Origin of the sequence: Catenuloplanes indicus (genome assembly GCF_030813715.1) — a bacterium.
Taxonomy (GTDB): Bacteria; Actinomycetota; Actinomycetes; order Mycobacteriales; family Micromonosporaceae; genus Catenuloplanes; species Catenuloplanes indicus.
This window is the reverse complement of the sequence record NZ_JAUSUZ010000001.1, coordinates 4,289,676-4,305,360: the sequence shown is the minus strand read 5'-3', so window position 1 is coordinate 4,305,360 and position 15,685 is coordinate 4,289,676. Positions and strand designations below refer to the sequence as shown.

The following is a 15,685-nucleotide window of genomic DNA, read 5'->3' as shown; positions in this document are numbered from 1 at the left end:
CGCGGTGGCCGGACGGACCGGCCGGATTCGGGCATTACAGCTTGTCGTTGGCGTGGTCGGTCTAGCCTCGCGACCATGGGAAGTGATCAGCGTGCCGTGCACATCGTCGACGTGCTCATGCGGGAGTTCGGGGAACTGATCGCGGTGGACCCGGCCGCGTTCCGCCGGAAGTTCCGGAAGATGGCGGCGTCGCCGTTCGCGTTCTACCGGGGCAGCGCGGCGCTGTTCTACGCGGACATGACCGGTGACTTCGCGGACGAGCGGTTCCTGAACGCGCGCACCAGCCGGGTCTGGATCCACGGTGACCTGCACGCGGAGAACTTCGGGACGTACATGAACGGCTCCGGCGAGCTGGTCTTCAACGTCAACGACTTCGACGAGGCGTACGTGGGGCCGTTCTCCTGGGACCTCAAGCGCTTCGCGGCCAGCGTGGCGCTGATCGGGTACGCCAAGGCGCTCTCCGACGACGTGATCGGCGGGCTGGTCACCGTGTTCGCCCGCGCGTACCTGACGGAGCTGGGGGCCATCGCGCGCGGCGGCGACGACGCGATCGGCTCGATCACGCTGGCGAACGCGGACGGCGTACTGCTCAAGGTGTTGCAGCAGGCCCGGCTCAACACGCGGGTGGACTTGCTGGCCGCGCAGACCACGATCGACAACTACGAGCGGCGGTTCACGCTCGCGGACGGCGTCTACGAGATCGACGACGTCGTCCGGGAGACCGTGACCGCGGCGTTCCAGCACTACCTGGGCACGCTGCCGCGCCGGCGTTCGGTCGAGGCGCACATCAAGGACATCGTGCTGCGCAAGGGTGTGGGCATCGGGTCGGCCGGGCTTCCGTCGTACAACATCCTGCTGGAGGGGCACACCCAGGCGCTGGAGAACGACGTGATCATCTACATGAAGCAGGCGCAGGTCCCCGCGGTCGCACGGCACATCGGCGACCGCGCCGTCCACGGCTACTTCACACACCAGGGCCACCGTACGTCGGAGTCCCAGCGGGCCCTGCAGGCGCACGCGGACCCGTGGCTCGGCTACACCGAGATCGACGGCGTCGGCCAGCTGGTCGCGGAGGTCTCGCCGTACGCGGCCGACCTGGACTGGTCCGACGTCAACGAGCGCGAGGAACTGACCGGCGTGGTCGCGGACCTGGGGCGCGCGGTGGCCCGCATGCACTCGGTCGCGGACGACGAGTCCGCCCACGACCTGGTCGATTTCTCCACCGAGGAGGAGATCGTGGCCGAGGTCGACCGGGACGAGGCCGGCTTCGTCGCGCACCTGGTCGAGTTCGCCCACGTCTACGGCGCCCGGGCGCGCGAGGACCACCGGGAGTTCGTCGACCTCTTCCGCAACGGCAAGCTTCCCGGCCTCTAGAACTCCACCACGATCTTCACCTCGCCCTTGCCGTCGCCGTAGGCATCCTCGAAGGACGCGACCGGCACCCGCTTGGTGATCAGCCCGGTCAGCCAGGAGCGGTCCGCACGGGCCAGCGCGTCCGCCGCGGCCTCCCAGTGCCGGCGGTTGGCGTTCACGGTGCCGAAGACCACGTTGTTCTCCAGCACCAGCTCGCGGTTGAGCGCGCCCGCGTCCACCTGGTTGCGCCGGCCCGGATCGGAGACGCCGGTCAGGCAGGCCATGCCGTTCGGGCCGACCTTCGCCATCACGTCCAGCACGATCGACGGCACCGCTGTGCACTCGATGATCACGTCCGGCTCGAAGTCGATCTCGCTGACCGGCTCGGAGTGGTACGTCACGCCCAGCGCGCGGGCCAGCGCCGGCTTGTGCCCCTCGGTGTTGTGGTCGAGCACGTGCACGTCCAGCCCGCGCTGGGTGCCGAGCAGCGCGGCCAGCAGCCCGATCGGGCCGGCGCCGGTGACCAGCACGGTCTCCGGCCGCCAGACCGAGCGGGCGCCGATCCGCTCGATGTGCTCCCACGCCTTCGCCAGCACGCTGGCCGGCTCCAGCAGAACACCGGCCAGCCCGAGCCCGGGCTCGAGCCGTACCGCGAAGTCCGGCTCGAGCCGGTAGCGCTCGCGTGCGAACCCGTGCCGGCCCTTGATGCCGTGCTCGGTGTACCGCCCGTTGCGGCACATGTCCCACTCGCCGGCCGCGCAGTTCGGGCACGGTACCGGGTCGGGGTGGCGGACGATGCCGGCCACCAGATCGCCGGCCTGGAACGCGCCGGTCGGGTCGGCCAGCACCCGGCCCAGCGACTCGTGCCCGATCACCAGGTCGCCGTCGCCGGGCGCCTCGCCGTAGTCGCCGTCGATGATCTCCCGGTCGGTGCCGCAGACGCCGACCGCGACCGCCTCGACGAGCACCTGGCCCTCGTCCTCCGGCGGCTCCGGCAGATCCTCGGCGAGCCGCAGCGATCCGGCCGTACCCGGTGTGATGGTCAGTCCCCGCATGTCCACCGATGTTCCCCGTCGGCGGCGCTCTATTCTTCGGGCCATGGCCGACGTGACGCTCCGCGGGCCGCGGCCCGGCGAACTCGGCTGGATCGTGCAGCGGCACGGCGCGGTCTACGCTGCCGAGCACGGCTTCGACGTGACGTTCGAGGCGTGGGTGGCGCGGATCGTCGCCGACTTCGCCACCGCGCACGACCCCGCGCGCGAGGCGGTCTGGATCGCGGAGGTGGCCGGCGAACCGGTCGGGTCGATCATGTGCGTCCGGGCCGACGACGCCACCGCCAAGCTGCGTGTGCTGCTGGTCGAGGCGCCCGCGCGCGGGCTCGGCGTGGGCGGGCGGCTGGTCGGCGAGTGCGTCCGGTTCGCGCGCGCGGCCGGCTACACCCGGATGGTGCTCGGCACGTACAGCGCGATGGCCGCCGCCCGCCGGATCTACACCCGAGCGGGATTTGCGTTGGACGATGCGGTGCCGGTTCGGGCGCACGGCCGCGACCTCGTCGAAGAAACCTGGTCGTCGATGCTCTGACACGTACCGTCGATGTCCCTAGGATCTGGTCTATGACGCCCGAAGAGGTCGGTACCCGTCTGATCAGCCGCCTCGGCGACGCCGAGGCGTCGGTCTCGGCCGGTGACGCGTTCGCGCGGGCCACCGTGGACGTGCCGCCCGGGCGCTGGTGGGCCGCGTGTCAGGCGGCCGCGTCCCCGGCCGGACTGGCCTGCGACTTCTTCGACTGGCTCTCCGCGGTGGACGAACTCGACGGCGGGTTCGCGGTGGTGGCGCACCTGTGGTCGACCCGCCGCCGCGACGGCGTGCTGATCCGCACCCGGGTGCCGCGGGACGCGCCGGAGCTGGAGTCGATCGTCGGGCTCTACCCCGGCGCGGCGTGGCACGAGCGCGAGACGTTCGAGATGTTCGGGATCGGGTTCACCGGGCACCACGACCTGAAACCGCTGCTGCTGCCGCCGGAGTTCGAGGGCCACCCGCTGCGCAAGGACTTCGTGCTGGCCGCCCGGGTGGCGAAGCCGTGGCCGGGCGCGAAGGAGCCCGGCGAGGCCGCGGCCGGCGGTGGCAAACGCGCACCGATGCGGCCACCCGGCGTACCCGACCCGAACGAGTGGGGACCGCAGGCCGGCCAGCTCCCGGAGCGCCCGGCCCGCCCCGCGCGACCTGCGCGACCCGCGCGACCCGCGCGACCGGCCGCGGACATGCCCGGGACCATGCCGGTGCCGGAACCGCCGCCGGCCGCGGAAACCGACGGGACCGGTGCCTGACATGCCGCTCTGGCTGGAACTGCTGATCCGGATCGCCGGCGTGGTGGTCGCGTTCCTCACCCTGCCGCTCATCGTCGGCCAGGTCGAACACAAGGTGATGGCGCACATGCAGGGCCGTCTCGGCCCGATGTACGCCGGTGCGTTCCACGGCTGGGCCCAGCTCGTCGCGGACGGCGTCAAGTTCGTGCAGAAGGAGGACGTCACCCCGCGAGCCGCCGACGCCCCGGTCTTCAAACTCGCCCCGCTGATCGCGCTCGTCCCGTACCTGCTGGTCCTGCTGGTCATCCCGCTCGGCCCCGGCGACCTGGTCGCCCAGCCGCTGGACATCGGCCTCTTCTTCGTCCTCGCCGTGGTCGGCGTCGGCGTGGTCGCCGTCCTGATGTCCGCCTGGGCCTCCGCGAACAAGTACGCCCTGCTCGGCGGCCTCCGCGGCGCCGCACAGCTGCTCGGCTACGAACTCCCGCTGGTCCTGGCCGCCGCCAGCGTCGCCATGGCCGCCGGCACGCTGTCCCTCCCCGGCATCGTCGAGGCCTGGCACCCCTGGTGGCTGCTCTGGCAGGCCCCCGCACTCGCGGTCTTCTTCATCGCCGCACTCGCCGAGATCCGCCGCCCCCCGTTCGACATGCCGATCGCCGACTCCGAGCTGGTCTTCGGCTACCTGACCGAATACACCGGGCTCCGCTTCGCCTTCTTCCTGCTTGCCGAATACGTCGGCATCGTCGTCATCTCCGCCCTCACCACCGTCCTCTTCCTCGGCGGCTGGCGCGGCCCGTTCGCCGACGACACCCTCGGCTGGCTCTGGACCCTAACCAAGATCTTCGCGGTCGCCTTCCTCATCATCTGGCTCCGCGTCTCCTACCCCCGCCTCCGCGAGGACCAACTCCAACGCCTCTGCTGGCTCATCCTCGTCCCGGTTGCCCTGGCCCAGCTGGTCCTGACAGCCGCGGTCCGGCTGGCGATCTAGCAACAGACCAGAAGCAGCCTCTCCTACTTCCGGCGTGGCCGCTCTCCGCACGCTCCCGCGGGACCCGGTTCCGCATCGCCAAGACCAGACTCCGACGCCAGCCGATACTCCACAAGCTCGGCCTGCCTTGGGCAGAACGCTTCCGGGCGGCTTTGGTGTCATCGGTCACACCGCTGCGGTCAAGGGCGGCTCTGCTGAGCGTGGCTGGCGGCGGGCCGCTCTACGACCACCTGCAAACCCGGCCCGCTCATTTACGGCCATGGGTCGAATCCACCTGCCGGTACGAGGCGGCGCCCCGGGCGGGCGGTGACCGGCAACGCGCGTTTGACCGCCTGGAAGCGCGAGCGGGCCTACCGCTGAGGAGATCCAGGCCGGCGTGGTGGTCGTGCCATACCACCTGCGGCATGGGCTGCTACTGAAACAGGCTGAACATTGCTCGAAGCTCGCCGCTCATTCGCCGCGACGAATCAGATCACGTGCGATCGAGTAAGACCCACGAAGAAGGCCCCTCCCCGCTGTTTCAGCAGGTGAGGGGCCTTTCTTTGCCTGTGGTGGCGGGTAGAGGATTCGAACCTCTGTAGCTTTCGCGACGGATTTACAGTCCGCTCCCATTGGCCGCTCGGGCAACCCGCCAAGGCGCACCACCGCGTACGTGACGCGCTGGCGAGAGCCAGAATAGCGGGAGCCCTCGGGGGGTCTGCAACCGGGTACGGTCGGCAGGGTGGGCGGGGTCGGAAACGAGCCCGACCGAGACAATCTCATAGGTCCCAGCAGGAACAGCAGGAGCAGAGGCATGGCAGCCAACCCGTCGTTCGACATCGTCAGCAAGGTGGAGCACCAGGAGGTGGACAACGCCCTTCGCCAGACCGCGAAGGAGCTGAGTCAGCGCTTCGACTTCCGTGGCACGGGTGCGGAGATCGACTGGGCGGGTGAGGACGGCGTCACGATCACGGCGGAGACCGAGGATCGGGTGAATGCTGCCCTGGAGGTCTTCAAGGAGAAGCTGATCAAGCGGAACATCTCGCTGAAGTCGCTGGAGGCGGGTGAGCCGCGGTCGTCGGGCAAGACGCACAAGATCGACTGCAAGATCATCCAGGGCATCGCGACGGACAAGGCGAAGCAGATCAGCAAGAAGATCCGGGACGAGGGGCCGAAGGGTGTGCAGGCGCAGATCCAGGGTGACTCGCTGCGGGTGACCGGCAAGAAGAAGGACGACCTGCAGGCGGTCATCGCGCTGCTGAAGTCGGAGGACTTCGGCGTGGCGCTGCAGTTCACCAACTACCGCTGAGCGAGGGCGTCCGCTGACGCACGGAGGGCTCGGTCACACCGCGGTCACACCGGAGCCCTCCGTGGCGAGGCGGCATGCTCACCGGCCCCCGGCCCCCGGCCGCGGGACGCGGCGTTTGCAGTCGCGACACTGCGCGCGGCAGCCACCGGGCACGGAGCGTCCCGCGGGCGCGGCGCTTCACCAGCCGCGACGCTGCGTATGCGGCAGCTACCGGGCATGGATGCCGCCGACCACCACGACGCCGCGCCCCCGCGCCAGCGCCGCTGGCTAACAGAACGCCGCCGCCGACAGCACCGCCGGCAGCCAGGACACCGCAGCCCGCGTGCCAGCCCCGCTGGCCAACAGAACGCCGCCACCGACAGCAACCGCCGGCCGCCACGACACCGCGGCCGACGCCAGCGCTCCCAGCTGTCAGTCGCCATGACGCCGCCGCTGGCGTGTCGGCGCCGCTGATGAGGTCCGGCCGCCGGGCCGTGGACGTGAAGCGGCCCCCGCCACGGGGGAAGGCGGGGGCCGCGGGAGTGAGGATCAGGCCATCGCGTGGAGGCGGCGGATGCGCTCCTCCATCGGTGGGTGCGTGGAGAACAGCGCGGACAGGCCGCCGCCGGACAGCGGGTTGGCGATCATGAGGTGCGCGGACGTGGCGATCTTCGCGTCGGCCGGCAGCGGGAGGCGCTGCGTACCGTAGGAGATCTTGCGGAGGGCCTCGGCCAGTGCGAGCGGGTCGCGGGTGAGCCGGGCGCCGGATGCGTCCGCCTCGAACTCGCGGTTGCGGCTGATCGCGAGCTGAATGATGCCGGCCGCGATCGGGCCCAGGACGATCATGAGTAGCAGCACGGCCGGGTTCGGCGCGTCCTCGTCGTCGCCGAGCGGAATGAAGAACGCCAGGTTCGCCAGCATCGTGATGATTCCGGCGAGGCCGGCCGCGACGCTGGAGATCAAGATGTCGCGGTTGTAGACGTGCGAGAGTTCATGGCCGATGACGGCGCGCAGCTCGCGGTAGTCGAGCAGCTGAGTGATGCCGGTGGTGACCGCGACGGCCGCGTGCGCCGGGTTGCGGCCGGTCGCGAACGCGTTCGGCTGCATCGTCGGGCTCACATAGAGCCGCGGCATCGGCTGGCCGGCCTCGGTCGCGAGCTCGCGGACCATCCGGTAGAGCGCCGGGAACTCGGCCTCGCTGACCGGCCGTGCGTTCATCGACCGCAGCGCGATCCGGTCGCTCCAGAAGTAGCCGGCCGCGTTCATGCCGAGCGAGAGCAGGACGGCGGCGACCAGGCCGCCGCTGCCGCCGAACCAGTACCCCACGCCCAGGATCATGGCCGTGAGCAGGCCCAACAGGGCGGCCGTCTTGAGTCCGTTGTGGTGACTGTGCACGGTGACTCCTCCATCGAGTGGGCTGGTGGCCCACGCAAGGTGAAACCGGTTCGTGCTTCTCGATAGTCCGCGCCGCGCTGTGACTTGGCTGAGCAATCACTCAGCACGGGCTGAAAGGGCCGAAGATCAAAAGCTCGATCTTCCCGCTTCCGGCGTGGTGCTGCCCGCACGCTCCCGCGGGCACCGGTCGGCCGCGGGCGGCCTCCCTTCCGGTTCCGCCGCTGGTCACCGAGAACCGCGGCGTGCGCCGCAACGACGGGCGCGGTCAGAGGGCGGTGAGGCGCAGCAGGGGCTCCGGGGCGAAGCCGAGCAGGACGGCGAGCACGGTCGCGATGACCAGGACGGTGCCGACCGGCCACGGGACGTGAGACCAGCCGGTGCCGGCCGATCCGTCGCGGGTCGGGGTGCCGTAGAGCAGCGCGGCGACGCGCACGTAGTAGGCCAGGCCGATCACCGCGTTGAGCGCCACGACCAGGGCCAGCCACGCGGCGTCGCCGTCGACCAGCGCGCGGACCACGGTCACCTTGGCGAACAGGCCGGCCAGCGCCGGTGGCAGCCCGGTCAGGCCGATCAGCGCGAACGCCAGCATCCCGCCGGTCCACGGCGCCCGCCGGGCCACGCCGTGGAAGTCGGCCAGGTCGCCACCGTCCGCCGCGACCGGGCGCAGTGCCACCACGGCGGCGAACGCGGCCAGTTCCAGCAGCACGAAGAACGCGGCATAGGCGAGCGACGCAGCCACGATCGAAAGCGGGGACCCGCTCGCGAGCGCGCCGAGCGGCGCCAGGATGTATCCGGCCTGCGCGACGGACGACCAGGCCAGCAGGCGGACGGTACGGGTCTGGCGCAGCGCCACCACGTTGCCGACCGTCATGGTCAGCACCGCGAGCACGGCCAGCACCCGGCCGGTGTCCGCGACCGGCAGCACACCGGCGACCGCGAGCAGCGCCACCACGCCGCCGAGCTTGGACGCGGTGGAGAGGTAAGCGGCGACCGGCAGCGGCGCGCCGTCGTAGGTGGCCGGCGCCCACGCGTGGAACGGCACGGCCGCGACCTTGAACGCGAGCCCGGCCACCAGCAGCGCACACCCGGCCCCGACCAGTGCCGCGGCGGATCCCGGCGGCACCCCGGCGGATCCAGGCGCACCGGCCCCGAGCGCGCCGGCCGGACCCGAACCGAGCGCGCCGTCGCCGGCCGGGCCGGAGACGAGCGCGGCCGACAGCGTGGACAGGTGCAGCGCGCCGGTCGCGGCGTAGAGCAGCGCGGCACCGAGCAGCGTGATCGACGTCGCCACCACGCTGACCACGAAGAACGTCACCGCGGAGTCCGCACCGGCGCGCTGCATGCGCAGCTGTTCCGCCGCCACCTCCTCCTCCGCGTGCAGCCGCACGTCGCCGTCCTCCGGGTCCGGCTCCGGGTAGGCCGGTGCGCCCGCGCCGGTGAAGACCGCCTGCGGCGAGGCGCTGCGGCGCAGCCCGACCAGCAGGTAGAGCGGCAGCGTCAGCGTCTCCAGCGCCACGATCAGCGTGATCAGGTCGCCGGCCGCGCCGAGCACCACGCCGCCGGTCATCGAGCAGGCGAGCAGGAAGCAGTGCTCGCCGACCGGCACCGCACCGGCGCGCAGCATCGGCGTGGAGAGCGCCAGCACCGCCAGGGCCAGCAGCGCGAACAGCGCGCCGACCAGCGCGGCGCGGTTCGTCGCCAGGTACGAGCAGGCGTCACCGGCACAGAACGAGCCCCGGTCCGGCCCGGTGCCGGTGACCACCGCCGCGGCCGCGGTCAGCACCGCACCGGCCGCGGTACCGGCGAGGACCGCGCGCGGCGGCCCGAACAGGTCGATCAGCAGCACGAGCACGGCGGTCACGGCGGCGACGTACGCCGGGAGCAGCGCCATCTGGTCGATGGTCACGGGCGTACCGCCTCCAGGAGGTCACCGATCGGCACGTCCGTGCCGGAGAGCACCAGCGCGGGATACACGCCGAGCAGCAGCACCAGGATCACCAGCGGCGACCAGGCCAGCAGCTCGGCCGCGGTCGGCCACCCGGGCGCCAGCCGCTCCGGCAGCCCGGCCACCACCGGCTCCTCCTCGTCGCCGCTGCTGCCGCTCCCGGAAGGGCCGTCGCCGCCGGTGCGGGAGGCGACCGCCGCGGCGAGCGCGCCCGCCACCGACCACGACGGGACCAGCAGCGACACCGCCGGCGAGGCCGGTCCGTGGGTCACCCGGCGCAGCAGCCGCAGCAGGTACGCCGCGGTCAGCGCGCCACCGGCCGCGGCCAGCACGGCCAGCGTGATCCACAGCCCGCCGCCCCGCTGCACGGCCGCGACCACCGCGAACGCCTCGCCCCAGAACCCGGCCAGCCCGGGCAGCCCGAGCGACGCGATCGCGGCGAAGCCGAGCAGCCCGGCCAGCCGGGGCGCGTTCTCCCGCAGGCCGCCCAACTCGTCCAGCCGGCCGGTGTGCGCGCGGTCCTTCACGGCCCCGGCCAGGAAGAACAGGAGCCCGGTGATGACGCCGTGGGCGATGTTGCCGAGCAGCGCGGCCTGGATCCCGGTGGCGGTGAGCGTGGCGATGCCGAGCAGCACGAAGCCCATGTGCCCGATCGACGAGTACGCGATCAACCGCTTCAGCTCGGTCTGTGCCAGGCAGACCAGCGACCCGATGATGATCGCCGCGACCGCCAGCACGCCGAGCACGCCGGACGCCGCCTGCGCGCCCTCCGGTGCGGCGCCGAGCCCGACCCGGATCAGACCGTACGTACCCATCTTGAGCAGCACCCCGGCCAGGATCACGCTGCCCACGGTCGGCGCCTGCGTGTGCGCGTCCGGCAGCCAGGTGTGCAGCGGCCAAAGCGGGCTCTTCACCGCGAACGCGATCGCCAGCAGCGTGAACGCGAAGACCTGCGTCCCCCGGTCCAGCGGCAGCGGGAACGCGAACATGGACGACGTCCCGGCGGACGTCACCACGAGCAGCACGCCGACCAGCAGCAGCACCGAACCGAAGAGCGTGTAGAGCGCGAACTTCCGGGCCGCCGCGCGCTGCGGTGCGCGGCCGGCCGAGTCCGGGCCGTAGTGCGCGCCGCCCCAGACCGCGATCACCGCGTACATCGGCAGCAGCACGACCTCGAAGAACACGAAGAACAGGAGCAGGTCGAATGCGAGGAACGTGCCGAGAATGCCGACCTCGATCGCCAGCAGCAGCGCGGTGAGCAGCCGTCCCGGTCCGCCCGGCGGCACGCGCCAGACCGTGTAGCCGCAGCAGAGCAACGTGAGCAGCGCGGTCAGCACCACCAGCGGGTACGAGATCGCGTCCACCCCGAGCTGGAACCGCAGATCCAGCGCGGGTACCCAGGGCAGGTCGACCAGCGCCCACGGCACCAGTGGCGGCGCCTGGGACGGGGTGTACGCGAACCAGCCGAACTCCGCGCTACCCCACCGCAGCGGCACGGCAACGGCCAGCGTCACCGCGGCGATCACGGTGCCGAGCACCCGGGCCTGACGGTCGCGCGCGGCCGGCAGCAGCGCCACCGCGAGCGCGCCGAGCCCGGGCACGGCCAGCACCGCGACCAGCAGTACGGCGGAGACGTCCGGGTTCATGCGGCACCGCCGAGGATCGCGGCCGCGAGGCCGATCAGCACCACACCGGCCAGCAGTGCGGTGGCCGCGCGGGGCAGCGGCGCTCGGTGCGCGCGGGCGAGCAGTCCGCCGAGACCGCTGGTGCCGCGCCCGGCGCCCTCGACCGCGCCGTCCACCACCGACTCGTCGACGCGTAGCAGCACAGCGGACAGCTCACGGGTCGGCCGTACCATGGAAAGATCTTGAATTTGATCTAGATGGAACGCGTCGGCGAGTAGCGGCCGGAAGTGGCCGAGCACGCCGGCCGGGTCCGCGTCCGGCCGGCGGCGCCAGAGCCACCACGCGGTCGCCGCGCCCGCGGCCAGCAGCGCGAGCGCCAGGATCAGCGACGGCGAGACGTGCGGCGCGGCGAGCCCGAGGCCGGCGCGCGCGTCCGGCAGCAGCGCGACCAGTCCCAGCAGCGCGCTCGGTACGGCCAGCGCCATCACCGGCCAGTGCAGCAGCGCGGGCGGGTCCAGCGGTCGTGGCGCCGGTGGCGGCGGAGGCTCCGCGGTCTCCGCCGCCTCCTGCACCTCCTTGCGGGCCAGCGCCTTCGCCTTCCGCGCTGCCTCCAGCTCCAGGTAGGTGGGCTTGCCGACGAACGCGGGCCGGACCGACGGCTCCGGCGTGGCCGGCCGCTCCGGCTCCTCCGCGCGGGCAGCCGGGACCGGACCGAAGAAGACGCGCAGCAGCAGGCGCGTCGAGTACCACGCGGTCAGTGCCACGCCGAGCAGCGCGGCGACCCAGACGACCAGCGCGATCCAGGCCGGCACCTGACCGTGCCCGTCGCTCGCCTCGGCCGCGGCGCCGATCACGCTCTCCTTGCTCCAGAACCCGGCCAGCGGCGGCAGCCCGGCCAGCGCGCCCAGCCCGATCACGGTGCACCAGAAGACGTCCGGCATGTTCCGCCGCAGGCCGCCCATCCGGGACATCAGGTTGCTGCCGACCGCGTGGATCACGCAACCGGCGGCCAGGAAGAGCAGTGCCTTGAACGCGGCGTGGGTGAGCAGATGGAAGATCGCGGCGCCGGGCGCGCCGACCGCGAGCGCGGCCGTCATGTAGCCGATCTGCGACACGGTCGACCAGGCCAGCACGCGTTTGATGTCCTCCTGCGCGGTCGCGGCGAGCGCGCCGAGCAGCAGCGTCACGGCCGCGATCAGGCCCAGCACGCTCATCGCGAGCGGCGTCTGGGTGAAGACCGGGTAGAGGCGGGCCACCACGTACACGCCGGACGCCACCATGGTCGCGGCGTGGATCAGCGCGGAGACCGGCGTCGGGCCGGCCATCGCGTCCGGCAGCCAGGTGTGCAGCGGGAACTGCGCGCTCTTGCCGGCCACGCCGGCGAGCAGGAGCAGAGCGATCCAGCCCGGGTACGTACCCGCGAGGATTTCCGGGATCTTGAAGGTGCCCGCGTGCGCGGCCAGGAACGCGATGCCGAGCAGGAAGCCGACGTCGCCGACCCGGGTGACCAGGAACGCCTTCACGGCCGCGGCCGGCGCCTCCGGCAGCGAGCGGTCGTGGCCGATCAGCAGGTACGAGCAGGCGCCCATCACCTCCCAGCCGATCAGCAACAGGATCAGGTCGTCCGCGGTCACCACCAGCAGCATCGCGGCCGTGAACAGGCTGACCTGGGCGGCGTACGGCGCGTACCGCTCGTCGTGGTGCAGGTAGCCGAGCGAGTAGACCTGCACGGCCAGCGCCACCGCGGTCACCGCCACCGACACCTGGATCGCGGTCAGGTCCGCGCGCAGCCCGAGCGTGACCGTGAGATCGCCGATCCGGACCCACTCCACCGTCCCGCTGACCGGCTCACCGGCCGTGGCCAGCAGCGTGAGCGCGGCCGCCAGCGAGAGCGCGGCCGCGGTGATGCCGAACGCGGCGGCCGGGAAGCGCCCCCGCCTGGTCGACGGCAGCAGCAGGCAGCCCAGACCGACCAGCAGCGGAGCAGCGATCATGAAGGTGACCAGCGCCATCAGTGCTTCTCCGCCAGGTCGATCTCGTCCACGGCCACGGTGGTCCGCAGCCGGTAGAGCCGCAGAACCAGCGCCAGCCCCACGCCGACCTCGGCCGCGGCCAGCACGATCACGAAGAGCGCGAAGACCTGCCCGGTGACCGTGCCGGCGGTGACCAGCACGAGATTGACCGCGTTCAGCATCAGCTCGACGGCCATCAGCAGCAGGATCGCGTTCCGCCGGCGCAGCACGCCGAACACGCCGAGGCCGAACAGCAGTGCGGCGGTCACGTACGGAATCGTGGGATGCATCAGCGCCGGCTCACCACGATCGCGCCGACCAGTGCGGACAGCAGCAGGATCGACAGCACCTCGAACGGCAGCACCCAGGTCTGGAACACCGCCTCACCGATGCGCTCGGCGGTGCCCGGGGTTTCCATGTCGACGCGGGTCCAGCGGAACGCGTCCGTCAGCAGCGCCGCCAGCCCCAGCCCCGCGCCGGCGCCGATGATCGCGGCCGGCCAGGCGGGCCGGTTCAGGTCGTCGGAGCGGCCGATCGGCGCGCGGGTCAGCATCACCGCGAAGAGCAACAGCACCACGACCGCGCCCACGTAGATCAGCACCTGCACCCAGGCGACCAGCTCGGCCGCCAGCACCAGGTAGAGGCCGGCCACCGCGCCCAGGCACACCACCAGGTAGAGCCCGGCCCGGACCAGATGATCGGTCAGCACCACCAGCGCGCCCGATCCCACCGCAACGGCGCCCAGCGCCAGCAGCAGCACGTCCGCGCCGGTCACGCGCCCGCCGCCTTCTCCTCCTTGGAGGGCTCACCGTTCGGGTCGTGCGCGGGCGGCGGCGGCACCGTCGCCATCCACTCACCCAGCCGCGTCTTGTCGTGCAGCAGATCCCTCAGGTCATGCTCCGCGTACTCGAACTCCGGCGTCCAGTACAGCGCGTCGAACGGGCACGCCTCGATGCAGATCCCGCAGTACATGCAGAGCGAGAAGTCGATGTCGAACCGATCCAGCACGTTCCGCTGCCGCGCCCGGGCCGCCCCCGGCACCACCACCTCCTCCTTGTGCGAGTCGATGTAGATGCACCAGTCCGGGCACTCCCGGGCACACAGCATGCAGACCGTGCAGTTCTCCTCCAGGAGCGCGATCACCCCCCGCGACCGCGGCGGCAGCTCCGGCTGCACATCCGGGTACTGCTGCGTGGTCGACCGGCGGGTCATCGTCTTGAGGGTGACGGCAAGCCCTTTCGCCAACCCTTCGCCAGGCACAGCCATGCGCCTCATCCTGCCCTCTCGACCGTCCTCATGCGAGCACACTCGTAATAGATCTTCCGGGCCTCAGAGATCGGAGTCGCCGGGAAGGTTCCCCTGGTAGGCCCGCTCCCAGCCGATGATCTATAACGTCTTCTCGAACACAGCGCTCACCCATGCTCGATTGACGGTAATCAACATGAATCGTCCGCGAACAACGCCCCGCTTGATGAGGCGCCATGAGTGCTACAGGTAGACGGTCAGCATCGGCGTATGCCTTGATGATCGTGTCGTATCGTGCGGGGATGACACTGCCGGGGAGTCCGGTGCCCTTCGAGGCGCTGAGCAGGGCGGATCTGGTCATCGATGCCGAGTACGCAGGCGGCAGAGCCGGCAACGCTTCCGATGATCCGCTACAGCGGCTGCTGCCGGTCGGTAATCAGGGTGGCTTTCGGTATAGCGGGTCGCCGGCCCGGGGAAGTGTCAAGCTCGTGGTGCTCTACACGTCTGGGGGCAACCCGGACTGGCCCGATGCTCTGGATGAGAAGACCGGGCTCTTCACCTACTACGGCGACAACCGGACGCCCGGCGGACTGCTGCACCGGACGCCACGGTCCGGGAACCTGATTCTCCAGCGCGCGTTCGAAGCAACCCATGCCGACGACACGGCTCGCCGGGAGGTTCCACCTTTTCTGCTCTTCGCCAAGGCAGGAGCGAAAGGGCGCACGGTCAGCTTCCGAGGCCTGCTGGCTCCGGGCGCAGCGAACCTGGCTGCCGACGATGACCTGCAGGCGATCTGGCGCAGTACCGGCGGGAAGCGTTTCCAGAACTACCGTGCGCACTTCACCGTCTTGAACGTGCCGGTGATCGACCGGCACTGGATCGATCGGGTCCTCGCCGGTGAGCCGCTTGCCGACTCGTGCCCGCGGGCGTGGTCGGAGTGGGTTCGTGGTCGCGCATATGACGCGCTGGTAGCGCCAGCGACCCAAGTCGTTCGGAGCCGTGCTGACCAGACGCCGGCGGATGAGACGGGACGGCAGATGCTGGCCACAATGAGGCAGCACTTCGAGGGTCGCTGGACCGACTTCGAGGCCTGCGCGGTCGAGCTATGGCGGATGATGGCTCCGAACACCGGTACGACGATGGTGACCCGTGCGAGCCGGGATTTTGGCCGGGATGCCGTTGGGATCTATCACCTCGGACCCGTCGCTGACCGGATCCCGTTGGACTTCGCCCTCGAAGCCAAGTGCTACGCGCCGGACAAGTCCGTCGGGGTGCGAGAGACGTCCCGTCTGATCTCCCGGATCCGGCATCGGATGTTCGGCGTGCTTGTGACGACGTCGTTCGTCCACGATCAGGCATATCGGGAAATTCGGGAGGACGCGCATCCCATTGTCGTTATCTGTGGGCGCGACATCGTCGATCTGCTCCGCGCCAAGGGCTACGGCAACCCGGCGGCGGTGGCCGCATGGCTGAACTCGGCCTTCCCCGCGCGGATGGACTTCGGTTGGGCGCAAGATCCGGCGTGACCTGCGCGTCCGGGTGGTGGCGGGTC

General features: G+C 71.3%; 12 protein-coding genes, 1 tRNA gene and 2 pseudogenes. 6 read left to right on the top strand and 9 right to left on the bottom strand.

Features of this window, described 5'->3' with window-relative positions:
• Positions 1-75: 75 nt before the first annotated feature.
• A complete protein-coding gene (locus tag J2S42_RS19355; RefSeq protein WP_307241111.1) occupies positions 76-1,374 on the top strand; it encodes a DUF2252 domain-containing protein in 1,299 nt (432 codons plus the stop codon).
• Here the strand turns inward: J2S42_RS19355 and J2S42_RS19350 are convergent.
• On the bottom strand, positions 1,371-2,408 hold the full coding sequence (locus J2S42_RS19350) for a glucose 1-dehydrogenase (RefSeq protein ID WP_307248854.1): 1,038 nt from the start codon (positions 2,406-2,408) through the stop codon (positions 1,371-1,373). The two genes, J2S42_RS19355 and J2S42_RS19350, sit on opposite strands and share 4 nt — an antisense overlap.
• A gap of 43 nt (positions 2,409-2,451) precedes the next feature.
• Between J2S42_RS19350 and J2S42_RS19345 the strand changes: the two genes are divergently transcribed.
• Genes J2S42_RS19345 through J2S42_RS19335 form a run of 3 tightly spaced genes read left to right on the top strand, consistent with a single transcriptional unit; the run spans position 2,452 to position 4,644 of the window.
• Positions 2,452-2,934 carry a GNAT family N-acetyltransferase gene (locus J2S42_RS19345; RefSeq protein ID WP_307241109.1) on the top strand — a complete coding sequence of 161 codons (483 nt, stop codon included), beginning with the start codon at positions 2,452-2,454 and terminating at the stop codon, positions 2,932-2,934.
• A gap of 32 nt (positions 2,935-2,966) precedes the next feature.
• Entirely contained in the window at positions 2,967-3,680 is a 714-nt protein-coding gene (locus tag J2S42_RS19340) for an NADH-quinone oxidoreductase subunit C (RefSeq protein ID WP_307241107.1), read from the top strand.
• A gap of 1 nt (position 3,681) precedes the next feature.
• The gene (locus J2S42_RS19335) at positions 3,682-4,644 is read left to right on the top strand and encodes a complex I subunit 1/NuoH family protein (RefSeq protein ID WP_307241105.1); all 963 of its coding nucleotides are present in this window, start codon (positions 3,682-3,684) and stop codon (positions 4,642-4,644) included.
• Positions 4,645-5,193: 549 nt separating this feature from the next.
• Here the strand turns inward: J2S42_RS19335 and J2S42_RS19330 are convergent.
• Positions 5,194-5,277, bottom strand: a tRNA-Tyr gene (locus tag J2S42_RS19330).
• 160 nt (positions 5,278-5,437) lie between these two features.
• Between J2S42_RS19330 and J2S42_RS19325 the strand changes: the two genes are divergently transcribed.
• A complete protein-coding gene (locus J2S42_RS19325) occupies positions 5,438-5,932 on the top strand; it encodes a YajQ family cyclic di-GMP-binding protein (RefSeq protein ID WP_307241103.1) in 495 nt (164 codons plus the stop codon).
• A 528-nt stretch (positions 5,933-6,460) separates the two neighbouring features.
• Here the strand turns inward: J2S42_RS19325 and htpX are convergent.
• The 7 genes and pseudogenes from htpX to J2S42_RS19290 all read right to left on the bottom strand — a co-directional run.
• Positions 6,461-7,306 carry a zinc metalloprotease HtpX gene (gene htpX / locus J2S42_RS19320; protein ID WP_307241101.1) on the bottom strand — a complete coding sequence of 282 codons (846 nt, stop codon included), beginning with the start codon at positions 7,304-7,306 and terminating at the stop codon, positions 6,461-6,463.
• A gap of 265 nt (positions 7,307-7,571) precedes the next feature.
• Positions 7,572-9,197, bottom strand: a complete 1,626-nt coding sequence (locus tag J2S42_RS19315; protein WP_307248852.1) for an NADH-quinone oxidoreductase subunit N — start codon at positions 9,195-9,197, stop codon at positions 7,572-7,574.
• 11 nt (positions 9,198-9,208) lie between these two features.
• Entirely contained in the window at positions 9,209-10,897 is a 1,689-nt protein-coding gene (locus tag J2S42_RS19310; RefSeq protein ID WP_307241100.1) for a complex I subunit 4 family protein, read from the bottom strand.
• Entirely contained in the window at positions 10,894-12,888 is a 1,995-nt protein-coding gene (locus tag J2S42_RS19305) for an NADH-quinone oxidoreductase subunit 5 family protein (protein ID WP_307241099.1), read from the bottom strand. The genes J2S42_RS19310 and J2S42_RS19305 overlap by 4 nt, the downstream gene beginning before the upstream one ends.
• Positions 12,888-13,178 (bottom strand): NADH-quinone oxidoreductase subunit NuoK, encoded by a 291-nt coding sequence (gene nuoK, locus J2S42_RS19300; protein WP_307241097.1) that lies wholly within the window; start codon positions 13,176-13,178, stop codon positions 12,888-12,890. The genes J2S42_RS19305 and nuoK overlap by 1 nt, the downstream gene beginning before the upstream one ends.
• A gap of 5 nt (positions 13,179-13,183) precedes the next feature.
• Positions 13,184-13,663 (bottom strand): annotated as a pseudogene (locus J2S42_RS19295) (NADH-quinone oxidoreductase subunit J family protein); the annotation flags it as partial.
• A gap of 5 nt (positions 13,664-13,668) precedes the next feature.
• Positions 13,669-14,163, bottom strand: a pseudogene (locus J2S42_RS19290) (NuoI/complex I 23 kDa subunit family protein); the annotation flags it as partial.
• Positions 14,164-14,435: 272 nt separating this feature from the next.
• Between J2S42_RS19290 and J2S42_RS19285 the strand changes: the two are divergent.
• Positions 14,436-15,659, top strand: a complete 1,224-nt coding sequence (locus J2S42_RS19285; protein WP_307241095.1) for a restriction endonuclease — start codon at positions 14,436-14,438, stop codon at positions 15,657-15,659.
• Positions 15,660-15,685 lie beyond the last annotated feature (26 nt).